Annotated in this window: 19 protein-coding genes; 12 read left to right on the top strand and 7 right to left on the bottom strand. The window is 53.2% G+C overall.

Annotation, left to right across the window (positions count from 1 at the left end; genetic code table 11):
* Positions 1-73: 73 nt before the first annotated feature.
* A complete protein-coding gene (gene slyB, locus RDN66_RS00775) occupies positions 74-541 on the top strand; it encodes an outer membrane lipoprotein SlyB (protein ID WP_035896287.1) in 468 nt (155 codons plus the stop codon).
* 231 nt (positions 542-772) lie between these two features.
* Complete coding sequence (locus RDN66_RS00770; protein WP_202215786.1) at positions 773-2,140, top strand: GGDEF domain-containing protein; 1,368 nt, start codon at positions 773-775, stop codon at positions 2,138-2,140.
* Between the two features lie 36 nt (positions 2,141-2,176).
* Here RDN66_RS00770 and slyA read toward each other — a convergent pair whose 3' ends face one another.
* Positions 2,177-2,617: a transcriptional regulator SlyA gene (slyA, locus tag RDN66_RS00765; RefSeq protein WP_035896289.1), complete on the bottom strand. Its 441-nt coding sequence runs from the start codon at positions 2,615-2,617 to the stop codon at positions 2,177-2,179.
* A gap of 195 nt (positions 2,618-2,812) precedes the next feature.
* On the opposite strand from slyA, the gene RDN66_RS00760 reads away from it, so the two are divergent.
* Genes RDN66_RS00760 through RDN66_RS00750 form a run of 3 tightly spaced genes read left to right on the top strand, consistent with a single transcriptional unit; the run spans position 2,813 to position 5,940 of the window.
* Positions 2,813-3,049: a DUF1656 domain-containing protein gene (locus RDN66_RS00760; RefSeq protein ID WP_035896290.1), complete on the top strand. Its 237-nt coding sequence runs from the start codon at positions 2,813-2,815 to the stop codon at positions 3,047-3,049.
* A gap of 9 nt (positions 3,050-3,058) precedes the next feature.
* On the top strand, positions 3,059-3,919 hold the full coding sequence (locus tag RDN66_RS00755) for an HlyD family secretion protein (protein WP_202215787.1): 861 nt from the start codon (positions 3,059-3,061) through the stop codon (positions 3,917-3,919).
* Complete coding sequence (locus tag RDN66_RS00750) at positions 3,916-5,940, top strand: FUSC family protein (protein WP_308537449.1); 2,025 nt, start codon at positions 3,916-3,918, stop codon at positions 5,938-5,940. Before RDN66_RS00755 ends, RDN66_RS00750 begins: the two co-directional genes overlap by 4 nt.
* Positions 5,941-5,981: 41 nt before the next feature.
* Here the strand turns inward: RDN66_RS00750 and RDN66_RS00745 are convergent, their stop codons facing one another.
* Together RDN66_RS00745 and RDN66_RS00740 are read right to left on the bottom strand one after the other, a co-directional pair.
* Complete coding sequence (locus RDN66_RS00745; protein WP_035896293.1) at positions 5,982-6,878, bottom strand: aldo/keto reductase family oxidoreductase; 897 nt, start codon at positions 6,876-6,878, stop codon at positions 5,982-5,984.
* A 49-nt stretch (positions 6,879-6,927) separates the two neighbouring features.
* The gene (locus RDN66_RS00740) at positions 6,928-7,167 is read right to left on the bottom strand and encodes a DUF1289 domain-containing protein (RefSeq protein ID WP_202215789.1); all 240 of its coding nucleotides are present in this window, start codon (positions 7,165-7,167) and stop codon (positions 6,928-6,930) included.
* A gap of 142 nt (positions 7,168-7,309) precedes the next feature.
* On the opposite strand from RDN66_RS00740, the gene RDN66_RS00735 reads away from it, so the two are divergent.
* The 4 genes from RDN66_RS00735 to rnt all read left to right on the top strand — a co-directional run bounded on the left by RDN66_RS00735 (position 7,310) and on the right by rnt (position 10,293).
* Positions 7,310-7,906, top strand: coding sequence for a TetR/AcrR family transcriptional regulator (locus RDN66_RS00735; RefSeq protein ID WP_035896295.1), 597 nt, complete (start codon positions 7,310-7,312; stop codon positions 7,904-7,906).
* Positions 7,907-7,961: 55 nt separating this feature from the next.
* A complete protein-coding gene (locus RDN66_RS00730) occupies positions 7,962-9,059 on the top strand; it encodes an alkene reductase (RefSeq protein WP_035896296.1) in 1,098 nt (365 codons plus the stop codon).
* A gap of 76 nt (positions 9,060-9,135) precedes the next feature.
* Positions 9,136-9,543: a lactoylglutathione lyase gene (gene gloA, locus RDN66_RS00725; RefSeq protein ID WP_202215790.1), complete on the top strand. Its 408-nt coding sequence runs from the start codon at positions 9,136-9,138 to the stop codon at positions 9,541-9,543.
* A gap of 102 nt (positions 9,544-9,645) precedes the next feature.
* A complete protein-coding gene (rnt, locus tag RDN66_RS00720; RefSeq protein WP_035896298.1) occupies positions 9,646-10,293 on the top strand; it encodes a ribonuclease T in 648 nt (215 codons plus the stop codon).
* A gap of 100 nt (positions 10,294-10,393) precedes the next feature.
* Here rnt and RDN66_RS00715 read toward each other — a convergent pair whose 3' ends face one another.
* The gene (locus tag RDN66_RS00715) at positions 10,394-10,738 is read right to left on the bottom strand and encodes a Grx4 family monothiol glutaredoxin (RefSeq protein ID WP_035896299.1); all 345 of its coding nucleotides are present in this window, start codon (positions 10,736-10,738) and stop codon (positions 10,394-10,396) included.
* Positions 10,739-11,081: 343 nt separating this feature from the next.
* Here RDN66_RS00715 and RDN66_RS00710 point away from each other — a divergent pair, with 343 nt between their 5' ends.
* Together RDN66_RS00710 and sodB are read left to right on the top strand one after the other, a co-directional pair.
* The gene (locus RDN66_RS00710; protein ID WP_202215791.1) at positions 11,082-11,903 is read left to right on the top strand and encodes a C40 family peptidase; all 822 of its coding nucleotides are present in this window, start codon (positions 11,082-11,084) and stop codon (positions 11,901-11,903) included.
* 122 nt (positions 11,904-12,025) lie between these two features.
* Positions 12,026-12,607, top strand: a complete 582-nt coding sequence (sodB, locus tag RDN66_RS00705; protein ID WP_035896301.1) for a superoxide dismutase [Fe] — start codon at positions 12,026-12,028, stop codon at positions 12,605-12,607.
* A gap of 80 nt (positions 12,608-12,687) precedes the next feature.
* Here sodB and RDN66_RS00700 read toward each other — a convergent pair whose 3' ends face one another.
* Positions 12,688-13,854: an MFS transporter gene (locus tag RDN66_RS00700; protein ID WP_123650428.1), complete on the bottom strand. Its 1,167-nt coding sequence runs from the start codon at positions 13,852-13,854 to the stop codon at positions 12,688-12,690.
* Between the two features lie 160 nt (positions 13,855-14,014).
* Positions 14,015-14,104: a YnhF family membrane protein gene (locus tag RDN66_RS00695; RefSeq protein ID WP_115074450.1), complete on the bottom strand. Its 90-nt coding sequence runs from the start codon at positions 14,102-14,104 to the stop codon at positions 14,015-14,017.
* 295 nt (positions 14,105-14,399) lie between these two features.
* Here RDN66_RS00695 and purR point away from each other — a divergent pair, with 295 nt between their 5' ends.
* Positions 14,400-15,425 (top strand): HTH-type transcriptional repressor PurR, encoded by a 1,026-nt coding sequence (gene purR / locus RDN66_RS00690; RefSeq protein ID WP_035896304.1) that lies wholly within the window; start codon positions 14,400-14,402, stop codon positions 15,423-15,425.
* Between the two features lie 18 nt (positions 15,426-15,443).
* Here purR and punR read toward each other — a convergent pair whose 3' ends face one another.
* Positions 15,444-16,355 (bottom strand): DNA-binding transcriptional activator PunR, encoded by a 912-nt coding sequence (gene punR, locus RDN66_RS00685; protein WP_123650429.1) that lies wholly within the window; start codon positions 16,353-16,355, stop codon positions 15,444-15,446.
* Positions 16,356-16,423 lie beyond the last annotated feature (68 nt).

Raw genomic sequence — 16,423 nt, 5'->3', positions numbered from 1 at the left:
CGAATCAAATACCATATAATTGCTTAGTACGGATGCTCTTAAGAGCAATTCTTATTGAACTGGAGATTCAAAAATGATGTTACGCGTATTGGCTGTTTCAATGATTGGTTTATCCCTGGCTGGGTGTGTCAGTAACAGTGGCCTGTCAGGCGATGTTTACTCTGCATCCGAAGCGAAACAGGTCCAGAACGTGACCTACGGTACCATCGTCCACGTACGTCCTGTACAAATTCAGGGCGGCGACGAAAACAACGTGATTGGTGCGATCGGCGGTGCGGTTCTCGGTGGTTTCCTGGGTAACACCGTTGGTGGTGGTACCGGTCGTTCTCTGGCAACCGCAGCGGGTGCCGTTGCCGGTGGCGTAGCTGGTCAGGGCGTCCAGGGTGCGATGAACAAAACCCAGGGCGTTGAACTGGAAATTCGTAAAGATGACGGCAACACGATCATGGTTGTGCAGAAACAGGGTGATACCCGCTTCTCCGCAGGCCAGCGTGTTGTTATGGCGAGCAACGGCAGCCAGGTTACCGTTTCTCCGCGTTAAACCCTACTCTAGGTACGTGGCCGCCTGGCCGCGTACCTTTCACCGCTCCGGTGAGCCTCGCATTATCACCTTCCTCACCAAACTTATTCATAACATGAATACATGGAAATCATTTAGCTTATGTATTGTTTGCGCGCGGACAATATTTCCTGACAGTTTATCTATTATACTTCCAGTATAAAGGGCCGGATGCCCGGCGCATACCACGCGTTGTGTACACAGGATGCATATATGCTGATAAAATTCCCGCTACAGCGATTTTTGATTTATCTGACCATCACCCTGATTGGGACACTTGTCCTGAACCACTTTTCGAACACCATTATTCGCCACGCCCCCGCTATTGCGCCGATATTGTTCCCGACATTAACCATGTTTCTGATGGTCTTCCATACGATGATCGCCGTATTTATGATCATGAAGTATTTGTGTGACAAACGCCGGCTTTACCTCATGCCAATCGCCTGCGCGTTTGCCAGCTCTGCACTGCTGATGCTGGGCACGCTGAAGAGCTATCCCGATTGGTTTCTGTGCGGCGGTGTCACTAATACGAATTATAATGACGCGCTTATTTTTTACGTATTTCGCAACATTTTAATGGCAGTGCTTTTTATGAGTTCTGTCATTCTTTATATGTTTAAATTACGAGACATGCATACTCGTAAAATTCACGCTTTCATTCTTGGTGGGATAATTATATTTTGCGTCATTATAATAGAATTTGCCTGGTTATATTCCAGTAACAATCAATTACTGAGCGTCAATTTCATTGACAACTTAACGTTTAAATATACAAACATATGGAAAGATGTCATTAGTTGGATATTAATTGGCATTTGGGTTATTACCTTATTGAGTATTTTGCTGGTCACACAGTTGCGCAATATTTTCTGGTATAGCGGAGCCTTCTTCTGCGCCTGCTATATTTTTACCATGTTTGTGCTAATGACCGGGCAGGATACGGCCAGCTACAGTTGGTATCAGGCTCGGCTGTTTGAGACCATCTCAACGCTGTTCCTGATCTTTGTCCTTTTTTGCGATGTCTTCACGCTCTATCGCCAATCCAATGTGAAGTATCAGAACTCGTACCAAAACTCCATCCGCGATCCATTAACCCGGCTTTACAACCGCAGCTACTTCTACGACTCCTTTACCGCACTGCGGCCTACCATTGCCGATGGGCATCCGGTGTCGGTCATTGTCAGCGATCTGGACTACTTCAAACGCATCAACGACAAATATGGCCACCTGCAGGGTGATAAAGTGATTCAATTCGTGGCAAAAGTCCTTCAGGATTCAGTGCGGCAAAATGACGTTGCCGCCCGTATCGGTGGCGAAGAGTTTGCCCTGCTGCTGGTCAACACCACGCCAGAAGTCGCATACACAATTGCGGAACGTATTCGTATCGCTATCAGCCAGCATGATATTCACAGCAGTAATGCCCAGCTACCGGAGTCCATTACTATCAGCATGGGGGTGTTTACCGCCGTCGATCTTTCGGTGCCGGTTGAAGAGTGCGTAAGACGTGCTGATGAAGCGATGTATCGCGCAAAAGCCGCAGGAAGAAACCGGGTTGTCGTCTGGGAATCAGCCGAATAATTGAAAAACCCGCGAAGTTCGCGGGTTTTTTGAGTATCAATCGCGGGATTGTAGCTCGTTGATATTCTGCTCGAGTTTGCGGATGAGCATGGTCAACATCTCCAGCTCTTCAGCAGAAATCCCTGCCAGGATATCACCGCGCGTGTGGCTAATCACCGCTTCCATCTCCTGGATCAGCGGTTCCGCTTTCTCAGTTAACTTAATACGTTTAGCACGACGGTCGTTCGCACAGGTCTGGCGAGAAATAAGCCCTTTCTCTTCCAGTTGATCGAGCGTACGAACTAAAGATGGCTGCTCAATGCCGATCGCTTTAGCCAGTTGGATTTGCGACTGTTCGGGCGGTAGCTGATGAATATTATGCAGCGTGACCCAGTGAGTCTGCGTGAGTTCCAGAGGTTTGAGGCGATGGTCAATCAGAGCACGCCAAATGCGCACCAACCGTGCCAGATCAGAACCTAATGGCGATTCCAATTTCATCTCCTTATAATTAGCTTGCTAAGTTATTATACTGATTTTAGAATAGTGTGCAGTATTTAAATTAGCAAAACAAATGAATTGCCACGTGCACGCAAACCAGATCCTTGAGTTACACTGTTTCAAATAATGTGATTTTATGTCAAAACACGACACACTATCGAGCCATAACTCTTCAATTGCAAAGGATTTCTGCTTGTGAAGTCGATTTTCCACATCCCCGGAGTCCCGCTACAAGACCTTGTGGTCGGTGCTTCTATTTATTTTCCTCCTGTATTTAAAGCCGTGCTGCTCGGCTTCCTGTTTTGGCTCATTATTCACCGTTTATTGCGCGATTGGATGTATGCCGGTGACATCTGGCATCCGCTGTTAATGGATCTTTCTCTCTTTGCGCTAATGGTCTGTGCTGCGCTGATGGTTCTGGTTTGGTGGTGATGTAATCCAATGAAAAAATTAAAGTATTTCTCTACGCTGCTCATCGCTGCCCTGGCTATCATTGCCTGCTGGCTGGTCTGGAACTACTACATGCAGTCGCCATGGACGCGCGATGGCAAAATTCGTGCTGAACAGGTCGATATTACCCCGCAGGTCTCCGGTAGCATCCTCACGCTTAACGTGAAGGACAACCAGTTTGTCAAAGCGGGTGATGAACTGTTCCAGATAGACCCGACGCCATGGAAAATCGCCGTGATGAACGCCCAGGCGAAGCTCGCTAAAGCCCAGTCCGACCTCTCCCGCGCGAGCCATGAAGTTGAACGCCGCCGTGGGTTATCGCAGAATTTTATCTCTGCCGAAGACCTCGACACCGTCAATATCGCATTGAAAGTCGCACAGGCTAATTTTGATGCGGCAAAAGCAGAACTGGAACACGCGCGCTGGCAGCTTGCGCAAACGACGGTCAAGGCCCCGGTAGACGGTTGGATAACCAATCTGACGACCCGTATTGGCAACTACGCAACGGTCGGGCATCCCGTCTTTGCGCTGATCGATAGCCACTCCTTCTATGTCGTTGGTTATTTTGAAGAGACGAAGCTGCGCCATATTCGTGAAGGAGACCGTGCGGATGTTGTGCTGTACAGCGATGACAGAAAGTTACAGGGTCACGTCTCCAGCATCGGTCGCGCCATCCATGACCAAAGCCTGGCAACGGACGGTAAGCTGGTTGCCGACATCAAGCCTACTATTCCGTGGGTGCGCCTCGCCCAGCGCGTACCGGTTCGTATTGAATTAGACGCGCAGCCTGCGGATACCGTGCTGGTTGCAGGCACCACCTGCACCGTCTCTATCACGGGCGGGAAGCAATGACCCTACCCGCCTTGACATGGAAGTCACTGCCTTGGGTTAAAGCCACCGTACCGCAGTGGCGCTATGCCATGCGTAATGCCATCGCCATGTGCCTGGCGTTAAGCATTGCTTACTGGTTAAATCTGGATGAACCCTACTGGGCAATGACCTCCGCCGCCGTGGTCAGTTTCCCGACCGTCGGTGGCGTTATCAGTAAGAGCCTGGGACGTATTGCCGGCAGTATGCTCGGTGCCTGCGCCGCGCTGCTGATTGCCGGCCACACCCTGACTGACCCCTGGTTATTTCTCTTTGCTATGTCTGGCTGGCTGGCGTTTTGTACCTGGGCATGCGCGATGTATACCAACAACGTCGCCTATGCTTTCCAGCTTGCCGGCTATACCTGCGCCATCATTGCCTTTCCTATTATTAATGTGGTCGATGCCACCAAACTGTGGGAGATAGCGCAGGCGCGCGTATGCGAGGTGATTGTCGGTATTCTGTGCGGTGGCCTGATGATGATGATCCTGCCCAGCACCTCCGACGGCAGCGCCCTGCTGGCGGCGCTCAAAAATATGCATGCGCGATTGCTGGAGCACGCCAGTCTGCTGTGGCAACCGGTCACGACCGACGCTATCCGCACCGCACACCAGAGCGTTATCAGCCAGATCCTGACCATGAACCTGCTGCGTATTCAGGCGTTCTGGAGCCACTATCGGCTGCGTCGGCAAAACACGCTGCTTAACTATTTGCTCCACCAACAGCTGCGTTTAACCAGCGTTATCTCAAGCCTCCGTCGCCTGATGCTGAACTGGCCGGATGCGCCGCAAACCATTCGCCCGGTGCTGGAAACGCTATTGCAAGCACTGGCAAAACCCGACTGTGATGCCTACACCGTAGCACGGATTATCGCCCCGCTGGCGCCAAGTGACCCGCAGGACTATCGCCACCACGCGTTCTGGCATCGTTTACGCTATTTCTGCCGTCTCTACCTCACCACCAGCCACTGGCTACAGCGGCTGGAAAACGCCACGGCGGTAACGGAATTAACCGTGCCAGCCGCTCCGGCCTTGATGCGCCACACTGACCACGCCGAAGCGGCATGGAGCGGTATTCGTACTTTCTTTGCGCTGGTCAGCGTCGGTGCGCTAAGCATCAGCACGCAATGGGAATCGGGCGCGGCAGCGTTAACCCTTGCGGCCATCTGCTGCGTGCTCTATTCCAACGTTCCGTCACCGTTCAGCTCGCTGACGCTGCTGATGCGCACGCTTATTCTGCTGTCTATTTTCAGCTTTGGCGTGAAATTTGGCCTGATGGTGCAAATTAGCGACCTCTGGCAGTTCATGCTGTTCCTCTTCCCGCTGCTGCTCACCATGCAATTGCTCAAGCTGCAAATGCCGAAACAGGCGAGGCTCTGGGGTTCGCTTATTGTCTTTATGGGGTCGTTTATCGCGGTCACGAATCCGCCGGTCTACAGCTTTGGTGATTTTCTTAACGATAACCTGGCCAAAATCATCGGCGTTGGCCTTGCCTGGCTGGCGTTTGCCGTACTGACGCCAGGGTCAGATGCGCGAAAGAGCAGACGTCATATTCGTGCGTTACGGCGTCACTTTGTTGACCAGTTAAGCCGCCACCCGGAGAACAGCGAACACGATTTTGAATCGCTGGTTTATCATCATGTTAGCCAGCTGAGCGCAAGCCAGGATGAACCCGCCCGCCGCTGGCTGCTACGCTGGGGTGTTGTTCTGCTTAACTGCTCTCATGTCGTGTGGCAGCTACGCGCCTGGGAAGCCCGTTCCGACCCGCTCTCCCAGGTTCGGGATATGTGTATCAGTCTGCTACGCGATGTTATGAGCGAACGCGGGGTTCAGCAACGACCGTTAGCCGCCACCCTTCAGGAACTACAGCGCATTTGCGACACGCTAGCGCACCATCATCAACCGGCAGCACGTGAGCTGGCCTCCATTCTGTGGCGGCTATACTGTTCGCTTTCGCAGTTAGAAACGGCACCGGCTCCCGGTACGCTGACCGAAAAAACGGCCTGAGTGAAAGGATGCAGGCGGGATTTCCGCCTGCATTTAAGACGTTACGGTACGTCGTAACCCAGTGCAGCTTTACGAATACGGAACCACTGCTGGCGAGTCATATCCAGCGACTGCGCAACGATGGCCGAGCGAACTCGCTCGATTTTACCGGAGCCAATCAGCGGCAGCGGTTGGGACGGCAAGCGCATCACCCACGCATAAACCACCTGTTCAATACTTCCCGCATTCAGCTCGTTCGCCACCTTCGCCAGTTCATCGCGCAGCGGCTGGAATGCATCGTCATTAAACAAACGACCACCGCCGAGGCAGGACCAGGCCATCGGGCGAATGCGTAGCTGCTGAAGCTGATCCAGCGTACCGTCCAGAATCGTCGGCTGATGCACCGGCGAGATTTCTACCTGGTTGGTGGCAAGGGTAAACGGCAGACGCGATTGCAGCAGCGTAAACTGCGCAGGGGTAAAGTTAGAGACGCCGAAATGGCGCACTTTGCCGCTCTGATGCAGCACAGAAAACGCTTCTGCCACCTCATCGGCATCCATCAGCGGGTCCGGGCGATGGATCAGCAACAGATCCAGCACATCGGTCGACAAATTGCGCAGTGATTGCTCGGCGCTATGAATAATATGATGGCGATCGGTAATATAATGCCCAAGCGCGTGTTCCGGTTTTGCCGTCGTGGCGATGCCACACTTGGTGACAATCTCCATTCTTTCGCGCAGATGCGGTGCCAGCTTCAGCGCTTCACCAAACGCGGCCTCGCACGCGTAGCCGCCGTAGATATCAGCGTGGTCAACGGTCGTCACCCCGAGATCCAGATGCTCTTCAATAAAGCTCACCAGCTGGCGCGGCGTCATATTCCACTCCATCAAGCGCCAATAGCCCATGACGAAACGTGAAAATTCTGGCCCCTGCGGTGCCAGGGTAATACGTTGAACCATAACCACTTCCTCAACTAATAATTTGAATTGAGTATACCTGGTTTTACGCTTAAAACAGTGAGGGCTGCTGAGGTTCTTCAGTATTCGGCGCTTTACCCGCGCGTAATTTACGCAGCAGCCGCTGGCGACAAAGCCGCAGCACCTCCTGTTTTTGCGCATCGCTCATTTTTTGCCAGTTAAAGCGTTCATCGCGGCTACGAAAACAGCCACGGCAAAAACCGCGCTCATCCGACTGACAAATTCCCCGGCACGGACTTTGAACCGGGAAAAACTCCAGTTGCTCCGCCACGTTAGCCCCCTTTTACTTCGCCATACTCTCATTGAAGACGTTTAATCATCGCGACGCAACTTTTCTCCCACATCGTGCGGGCAAACCTTCGTTTTCAAAAATTCATTTGCATTAGACCAATCGGTCTATTACAGTGCCTCCCATGAGCAAATCAATTGAACATGATACCCGTGAACACATTCTGGCTACCGGCGAGCGTCTTTGCATGCACCGGGGGTTTACCGGAATGGGGCTTAGCGAACTCCTGAAAACGGCGGAAGTGCCGAAGGGATCGTTTTATCACTATTTCCGTTCAAAAGAGGCGTTTGGCGTCGCCATGCTGGAACGGCATTTTGCCGACTACCACCAGCGTCTGGTACAGCACTTTACCCAAGGTGCTGGAAACTACCGGGACCGCCTGCTGGACTATTACCAGCATACGCTCACCCAGTTTTGCCAGCAGGGACTTATCAGCGGTTGTCTGACCGTTAAGCTCTCTGCAGAAGTGTGCGATCTTTCCGAAGATATGCGCACAGAAATGAATAAAGGTGCCAGCCAGATTATGGTTCTGCTGGCACAAGCGCTGGAAAATGGCCGCCGTGAAGGCTGCCTTAAATTCAGCGGTGAGGCTGAAACCACCGCACAGGTGCTCTACTCGCTGTGGTTAGGGGCCAATCTGCAGGCGAAAATGGCCCGCAGCTCAACGCCGCTTGAAAGCGCGCTGACGCACGTCAGGAATCTGATTGCCGCGCCGGACTGATCCCGGCGTTTTTATTTCGTTAATCACTAGACGACCGGTCTACTCAGGAGTCACTATGTCGCAAGAAAAACTGTTTACCCCACTGAAAGTGGGTGCGGTTACTGCCCCGAACCGCGTATTTATGGCCCCGCTGACGCGTCTGCGCAGCATTGTACCGGGTGACATCCCTACCCCGCTCATGGCCGAATACTATCGCCAACGCGCAAGCTCCGGTTTGATAATCACCGAAGCGACTCAGGTTTCTGCACAGGCAAAAGGCTACCAGGGTGCACCAGGCCTGCACAGCCCTGAGCAAATTGCGGCGTGGCAGAAAATCACCGCAGGCGTTCACGCTGAAGATGGCCGAATCGCCGTTCAACTGTGGCACACCGGGCGTATTTCCCACTCCAGCCTGCAGCCAAACGGTGAAGCACCGGTTGCGCCTTCAGCGCTGAGCGCCAATACCCGTACCTCTCTGCGTGATGAGAACGGTCATGCGATTCGTGTGGATACCTCTATGCCACGCGCGCTGGAAACCGAAGAGATCCCAGGCATCGTTAACGATTTCCGTCAGGCTATCGCCAACGCCCGTGAAGCCGGTTTTGACCTGGTTGAACTGCACTCTGCGCACGGTTACCTGCTGCACCAGTTCCTGTCGCCATCTTCTAACCATCGTACCGACCAGTACGGCGGCAGCGTCGAAAACCGCGCACGCCTGGTGCTGGAAGTAGTTGATGCCGGGATTAAAGAATGGGGTGCCGATCGTATCGGTATCCGCGTATCGCCAATTGGCACCTTCCAGAACGTCGACAACGGTCCAAACGAAGAAGCCGATGCGCTCTACTTAATTGAAGAGCTGGGCAAACGCGGCATTGCTTATCTGCACATGTCCGAGCCAGACTGGGCAGGTGGTCAACCTTACAGCGAAGCGTTCCGCGAAAAAGTCCGCGCGCGTTTCCACGGCCCAATCATCGGTGCTGGCGCCTATACGCCAGAAAAAGCGGAAGCGCTGATTGAGAAAGGGTTAATCGATGCCGTGGCCTTCGGTCGCGACTACATCGCCAACCCGGACCTGGTCGCTCGTCTGCAGCATAAAGCCGAGCTGAACCCGCAGCGCCCGGAAAGCTTCTATGGCGGCGGCGCGGAAGGTTACACCGACTACCCTTCGCTTTAATCCCGCGTTGATTGATAGCGGCGGGCTTCCGCCGCTATACTAGCCAGATTATTCATAAGTAAGGACGAGGGATAACATGCGTTTACTGCATACCATGCTGCGCGTCGGCGACCTGCAACGCTCCGTTGATTTCTACACTAAGGTGCTGGGCATGAAGCTGCTGCGCACCAGTGAAAATACGGAATACAAATACTCACTGGCCTTCGTCGGCTATGGCGAAGAAAGTGACGAAGCGGTAATTGAGCTGACCTACAACTGGGGCGTGGATAAATACGAGCTGGGCACCGCCTACGGCCACATTGCTCTGAGCGTTGATAACGCGGCTGAAGCCTGCGACCGTATCCGTCGCAATGGCGGCAACGTAACTCGCGAAGCCGGTCCGGTAAAAGGTGGCACCACGGTGATTGCCTTCGTTGAAGATCCGGACGGTTATAAAATCGAACTAATCGAAGAGAAAGATGCCGGCAAAGGCCTTGGCAACTAACTCCTCCACGGGTGCTTAACGCGCCCGTTTTTTCCCCGCCTTTCCAAGCCGCGGCAAAATTTGCCATAATGCGCGCTACTTTTTCTAAGTGATGAGATTCTGATGTCCGACAATGTGCAACTTAATGGTCTATGCGACCGTTTTCGTGGGTTTTATCCCGTGGTTATCGATGTAGAAACTGCTGGATTCAATGCCAAAACGGATGCCCTGCTCGAAATAGCGGCAATTACGTTGAAAATGGATGAGCAAGGCTGGCTGATGCCGGACAACACGTTACATTTCCACGTTGAACCTTTTGAGGGCGCGAACCTCGAGCCGGAAGCGCTGGCGTTCAATGGTATTGATCCAAACAACCCCCTGCGTGGCGCGGTCAGCGAGTACGATGCGCTGCATGCTATCTTCAAGATGGTCCGCAAGGGTATTAAAGACAGCGACTGCAATCGCGCGATTATGGTGGCGCATAATGCCACCTTCGACCACAGCTTTATGATGGCCGCGGCCGATCGCGCATCGCTCAAGCGAAATCCGTTCCACCCGTTTGTCACCTTCGACACCGCAGCACTTAGCGGGTTGGCACTGGGGCAAACCGTACTGTCAAAAGCCTGTGCCGCCGCGGGCATGGACTTTGACAGCAGTCAGGCGCACTCGGCGCTGTACGACACCGAACAGACCGCGATACTGTTCTGCGAAATCGTCAACCGCTGGAAGCGCCTCGGTGGCTGGCCGCTGCCGATAGCGAGCGAAGAGTAGCAGCATAAAAAAAGCGACCTGAAGGTCGCTTTTTTGTTTCCGCATTCGGTGCAGATGGCCGGATAGCGCTTCGCTAATCCGGCCTACACCAACCCGGCAATTATTCTGCCTTCGGCTCTTCAGCGTATTTAGCTGCGGTCTCTTTAATCAGAGGCTGCAGTTCGCCACGCTGGTACATTTCGATAATGATGTCACAGCCGCCAACCAGCTCACCATCAACCCACAGCTGCGGGAAAGTCGGCCAGTTTGCATACTTTGGCAGCTCAGCGCGGATGTCCGGATTCTGCAGGATGTCGACGTAAGCAAAGCGCTCGCCACAGGCGGACAGCGCCTGAACGGCTTGGGCAGAGAAACCGCAGCTTGGCAGTTTCGGGGAACCTTTCATGTACAGCAGGATTGGGTTTTCAGCGATCTGGCGCTGAATTTTTTCAATTGTCTCGCTCATTGTCTTGCTTCCTCAAACTTCTTTTTACGGCAGTAGTCTGACATTGTAACGTTTCAGACCCTGAACAGAAAATAACATTTTGTTCACGCTTTACTATTTTATCGTCTGACGCGGTAAGTTGCTTTATAAATATGAGTTTATCGGCAGGTGGATGAAAAGCTTGCTCATTATTTGACTCATTATGTATCAAATGATGTTTTTTTTTGCAGTTGCTAACGAAACAACGTTTTATCTATAAAAACACTATTAACATTTCGTGTTTTTATGGATTAGAATCGTTGGGTTTTGTAAACCATACCCAGGCAAGGACATTTAGCCTGCATCTTACTCAGAGGGTTGTTCAGTGGCGCAGATAAAAAAATGGTCGTTCACGCTCTGTGCATTGCTGTTTACATCGTTATCCTTCACGCCGTTGGCGCATGCTACAGGGCATGCCAAAACCCCAACGGCGCAAAAGTCGCTCCCTGTAAAAAGCAGTGAACGCAAGAAAAAGAACGCGGACAATAAATCTAACGCTAAGAAAAAATCGACTCCGGTTTCCGCTAAGAAGAAAACCACGCCAGCCGTCGCGAAGAAAGCGGCCCCAGTTTCCAGCAAATCAAAAACCGCCTCCGCTAAAACCCGCGCGAAAAGCAGCGCAGTTAAAACCGCCAGCGTCACTACGACCTGCAAGGTTCGCAAAGGTCACAAGAAGGTCTGCACCACCAGCCCTGTAGAGTCCAAACCAACTACCATTGCCGCCGCGCACAAAGTTCGCGTTCAGAAAGTACAGAAGACCGCAATGAATAAGCTGATGGGTCAGTTAGGCAAACCATACCGCTGGGGTGGCAACTCTCCGCGTACCGGTTTTGATTGCAGCGGTCTGGTCTATTACGCATACAAAGATCTGGTCAACATCCGTATTCCACGCACTGCCAACGAAATGTATCACCTGCGCGATGCGCGTCCGGTTGAACGTGGTGAGCTGGAAAGTGGCGATCTGGTCTTCTTCCGCACTCAGGGCCGCGGCACCGCCGATCACGTGGGCGTGTATGTCGGTAACGGCAAATTTATTCAGTCCCCGCGTACCGGCCAGGACATCCAGATAACTTCGCTGAGCGAAGATTATTGGGTACGTCACTACGTCGGCGCACGCCGTGTTGTTACCCCTAAGACAATTCGTTAATCACTTACCCCGTTTGTTAATAAACGGGGTAACCTTATCTTTTATCTCACCTTTTAATTTGCTACTCTATCCCTACTCAATACATGGTTATTGAGTGTACAAATATAATAAGGAGAGAAGCAATGTCGTTCGAATTACCTGCATTACCGTATGCCAAAGACGCTCTGGTTCCACACATTTCCGTGGAAACGCTCGAGTATCACTATGGCAAACACCACCAGACCTATGTCACTAACCTGAACAACCTGATCAAAGGCACCGCGTTTGAAGGTAAAACGCTGGAAGAGATCGTGCGTTCATCTGAAGGCGGCGTGTTCAACAACGCTGCACAGGTCTGGAACCACACCTTCTACTGGAACTGCCTGGCACCAAACGCCGGTGGCGAACCAACCGGTGCAGTCGCTGAAGCCATTACCAAATCCTTCGGCAGCTTCGCTGAATTCAAAGCGCAGTTCACCGATGCCGCGGTTAAAAACTTCGGCGCTGGCTGGACCTGGCTTGTGAAGAAAGCTGACGGCTCCCTGGCTATCGTCTCTACGTCTAACGCAGCGACTCCGCTGACCACCGACGCGACGCCGCTGCTGACCGTTGACGTGTGGGAACACGCTTACTACATCGATTACCGCAACGCGCGTCCAAACTATCTGGAGCACTTCTGGGCTCTGGTTAACTGGGAATTCGTTGCTAAGAATCTGGCAGCGTAAGCAAAAAATAACCCGGCATCGCAACGCTTCGCCGGGTTATCTCGTATCACGCAGAAGGGAGACCTTCTGCGTTTTTGTTTTTACTGACGAGCCAGTGCTTCTTCACCACGCGAACGTCCGCTCAGAAAAACCACCAACAGGGCCAGGGCTGCCACTATCGCCCCCATGACCGGTACGAAGCTATATCCCAGACCACCGGAAATAACCGCCCCACCCGCAACCGCACCCAGTGCGTTCCCCAGGTTGAACGCCCCGATATTCACCGAGGAAGAAAGGCCCGGCGCTTCGTGAGCCACGCGCATCACGCGCATTTGCAACGGTGGCACCACCGCGAAGGTTGCCGCACCCCAGACCACCATACTGAACGCCGCGCCTACCTGCGTTTGCGCAAGGAAAGGTATGGCCAGCATTATGACCATCAGCAGCCCCAGAAAACCTTTCAGCGTCCCGCTCACCGAGCGGTCTGCAAATTTACCGCCAAGGAAGTTACCGATAGAAAAGCCCACGCCAATCAGCACCAGCATCAGGGTAATAAAGCCAGGAGTTGCGTGAGTGATGGTGCGCAGCACCGGCGAAATATAGGTATAGAGTGTAAACATCGCGCCCGCGCCCAGCACGGTGGTTAACAGGGCTGAAAGCACCTGTGGACGCACCAGCACCGACAGTTCACGCTTCACGTCCGGTCTTTCGCCTGCCCCGCCCTTCGGCAACGAGAACCACAGCCCCAGAATCGCGATAACGCCAAGCCCGGCGGTGGCCAGGAACGACATACGCCAGCCGATGGTTTCACCCAGCCACGTCGCGGCAGGTACACCACCGATATTCGCGATAGTCAGCCCCATAAACATAGTGGCTACTGCGCTCGCCTGTTTGTGCTTCGGCACGACGCTCGCCGCCACCACCGAACCCAGGCCAAAGAACGCGCCGTGATTAAGGCTGGTAATAATGCGCGACAACAGCAGCGTGGTGTAATCCGGCGCGATGGCAGAAAGCACGTTGCCGAGAGTAAAAATCGCCATTAAGAAAATCAGCGCATTTCGGCGAGCGCGATGCGAAAGCAGCAGCGTCATCAACGGCGCACCGACCATGACGCCGACCGCATAGGCACTGATCAGCATCCCGGCGGCAGGAATGGAAACGTCCACCCCTTTGGCGATGACCGGCAGAAGCCCCATCGGCGAGAACTCGGTGGTGCCGATACCAAAGGCACCGACGGCTAACGCCAGTAAGGGGAAGTTAATTTTCATGCTCAAGCTCCGAGTGGCCGCACAACAGACGCGGCATAAGGACATAATGCAAAAGCATGACATTAATCACAGAAAAACAGAAGTGTACAAAACTGCAAAAGATTATTGCAAATTCGGTAACAATCAGACAGGAGGGAGCGGACGCTCCCCCGCAGAGGAATTAATGCAGAACGGCAGTCAACGCGGCAGCGACGATCAGCGCCAGCGTAATAACGGTGGTAGAGAGCGACAGCTTAAGTTCGGTACTCATCAATTTTTTCTCCTTTTTATTTCCACAGCAAAACTGAGCTAACTCATTTTTGCACAGTATTGCGCAAAAATCTTCACAGTTTTAGCAGGATGTTGTTTTTTGCTCTTCCACTTTGCGCCAGGATAAGTCAGAATTCGACGCTTATTTATAAGCGTACCGGCCATTGACCCCCTCCTGTCGTCCTGTATCGTTTTCCCGGCGAATCGCAATCCATAAAATTGCGTCAGGGTGTGTGAAGGCAAACGTTTTCCTTTCGATTTTATCAGGGGCAGGCCAGGGTCTGGAGTGAAATGGAATGGCAACTATTAAAGATGTAGCGAAGCGCGCAAACGTTTCCACTACAACCGTATCACATGTAATTAACAAGACGCGTTTTGTTGCTGAAGAGACGCGTGAAGCCGTCTGGGCGGCAATCAAAGAGCTGCACTACTCGCCAAGCGCCGTTGCCCGTAGCCTCAAGGTTAACCATACCAAATCGATTGGTTTACTGGCGACCAGCAGCGAAGCGGCCTACTTTGCCGAAATTATCGAAGCCGTTGAGAAAAACTGCTTTGAGAAAGGCTATACCCTGATTCTGGGTAACGCCTGGAACAACCTGGAAAAGCAGCGCGCCTACCTGTCAATGATGGCGCAAAAGCGCGTCGATGGCCTGCTGGTCATGTGCTCTGAGTACCCAGAGTCGCTGCTGTCGATGCTGGAAGAGTACCGTCACATCCCGATGGTCGTCATGGACTGGGGCGAAGCCAAAGCAGACTTTACCGACTCCGTTATTGATAACGCATTTGAAGGTGGTTACACCGCGGGCCGTTACCTGATTGAGCGCGGACACCGCGATATCGGCGTGATCCCAGGCCCTCTGGAGCGTAACACCGGCGCAGGCCGTCTTGCGGGCTTTATGAAAGCCATGGAAGAAGCACAAATTAACGTGCCAGCCAACTGGATTGTGCAGGGTGACTTTGAGCCAGAGTCAGGTTATCGCGCCATGCAACAAATTCTGTCACAGCATCCGCGCCCTACCGCTATCTTCTGCGGCGGCGACATTATGGCGATGGGTGCCCTGTGTGCGGCAGATGAAATGGGGCTGCGCGTGCCGCAGGATATTTCGCTCATCGGCTATGATAACGTGCGCAACTCACGTTTCTTCACCCCAGCGCTGACCACCATTCATCAGCCGAAAGATTCACTCGGCGAAACGGCCTTCAATATGCTGATGGATCGCATCGTCAGCAAACGCGAGACGTCTCAATCGATTGAGGTGCATCCGCGCCTTATCGAACGTCGTTCCGTGGCCGACGGTCCGTTCCGCGACTATCGCCGCTAAGCATGACCCGCGGACACCCTATTCGGGTGTCCGCAACCACTCTTCGTTTAACGTTTCGCTATCCCCCAGATATTCCAGCAACCAGTTCAGCGCCGGCGACGCTTCGCTTTGCTGCCACGTCAGACAACAGGCGGCATCCGGGAACGGGTTCTCAAGCTGTAACACGACCCACTCTCCGCTTTCCAGCCACGGCTGCGCCTGATGTCCTGGCACCATCGCCGCACAAAGCCCCGCCGAGATACAGGTTTCCGCTGAGGCCCAATCCGGCACGACCACGCGTTTTTGGTTATCGAGCAGCCAGGTCGTTCGCTTCGGCAGAGATCGTGACGTATCTTCACGCACCAACGACGGCCAGTTGCGCAACACGTCATCGCTAAGTGGACCGTCCATTCGAGCCAACGGGTGCGTACTGGCGACCACGCAGTGCCAGTTGAGCATCCCCATATCACGGAAAGCGAAACGGCCACCGACCGGAATCGCCTGGGTTGCGCCAATCGCCAGTTCCACACGACCGTCCGCCAGCGCATCCCAAACGCCGTTGAACACCTCCTGGTAAACAATCAGCTCAACATCACTGAAATGACGATAGAAATCGACGATCAGCTGGCGAGTTCGCTGGGGCTTCACGATATTATCGACCGCAATCGCCAGCTGCCCTCGCCAACCGTTAGCAATTTGCTGGCACTGCTGACGGGTGATCTGCATTTTTTTGATAACAGAACGTCCCTCTTTCAAAAACCACGCCCCCGCTGGGGTCAGTTCTACGTCACGATGGCGACGTTCGAATAGCGGCACAGCGAGCCACTCCTCTAGTTGTCGTACCGTGTAGCTCACTGCAGAAGGCACACGGTGCAGTTCCTGCGCCGCGGCGCTAAAGCTGCCGTTGCGCGCCACCGCATCAACCACTTCCAGAGAATATTCAGACCACATTTTTTGCCTTCAAATATTTTGAATCCATGGCGCAAATATTAGCGTTTCACAAGCCGTTATGCACTCTC

Origin of the sequence: uncultured Kluyvera sp., assembly GCF_902485085.1 — a bacterium.
In the GTDB taxonomy this organism is placed as follows: Bacteria; Pseudomonadota; Gammaproteobacteria; order Enterobacterales; family Enterobacteriaceae; genus Kluyvera; species Kluyvera ascorbata.
This window is presented reverse-complemented; position numbering and strand designations above follow the sequence as displayed.